Annotated in this window: 1 protein-coding gene; it reads left to right on the forward strand. The window is 72.2% G+C overall.

All coding sequences use genetic code 11. The features are described from left to right. The first annotated feature begins 191 nt into the window (after positions 1-191). Positions 192-824, forward strand: coding sequence for a YdcF family protein (locus B4M60_RS09545; protein ID WP_291082802.1), 633 nt, complete (start codon positions 192-194; stop codon positions 822-824). Positions 825-994 lie beyond the last annotated feature (170 nt).

A 994-nucleotide genomic window follows, 5' to 3' on the forward strand; every position in this document is an offset into this window, starting at 1 on the left:
CGGCGTCGATGGTCCGACGGAGTCCGGGATCCGCCCGGTAGAGGTATCGGACCGCCAGCGTCTTGTCGTATCCTGCGGGCATGCCGAGCAGGGTACGTCGCGGCACCCCTGCCCGTCCGCCCGGCGACCAGCTGCGCCGGGGTCGGCAGTCGCTACAGGGTCGACACAAGGCCCGGGGGAGGAATGGCTACATGGGAAGAACGCAGATCAGACTGGCCGCGGTCGCGGCCACGGCGGCGTTCGCGCTGGGTGTCGGGACCGGCACCGCCTCGGCCGGCTCGGCCGAGATCCCCTCGGGGGTCGCGTTGTACGACGGGGCGATGATGCTGGGATGTCAGAACATCGACCCCTCGCTCCTGCCGTTGTGCGGCGGCTTCGAGGTGCTCACCACCGACGACCCGGCGATCCTCACCCTCAACCCGTTCACCACCGACATCGTGATCCTGGGCGCGGGGCTGTTCCCCGACGGCGGCATCCGCCCGGTGCTGGAGGAGCGGCTGCGGACCGGGCTCAGGCTCGCCCGCGAGTACCCGACTGCCCGGGTCGTCGTGTCGGGCGGCCTGCCGCAGAACGGCCGCACCGAGGCCCGCGCGATGGGTGACTGGCTCCGCGGCGCCGGTATCGCGCCGTGGCGGATCGTCGAGGAGGGCTACTCCGCCTCGACCGTGCAGAACGCGCAGAACACGGACCGGATCTTCCGGGACCGGGGCACCACCGGCGCCGTGGTGGTGACCTCCGACTCGCACCTGGCCCGCGCCGTGCTCAACTTCCGGCAGGCGGTCGGCGGACGGATCCCGGTCACCGGGGTCGTGGCTCGGGGCTGATCGCCGTCACTCCCTCCATCGCGGCCGCCGAACTCGCCTCCGCCGGTGGCGATCTGGGCGGGATCGCCGGCTGGGCGGTCGACGTCATGGGCGCTCTCGGGGGACCGGGCGCGGCGATCATCGTGGGCCTGGAGAACGTCTTCCCGCCCATCCCCAGCGAGATCATCCTT

This window comes from Dietzia sp. UBA5065 (assembly GCA_002415925.1).
Taxonomy (GTDB): domain Bacteria; phylum Actinomycetota; class Actinomycetes; order Mycobacteriales; family Mycobacteriaceae; genus Dietzia.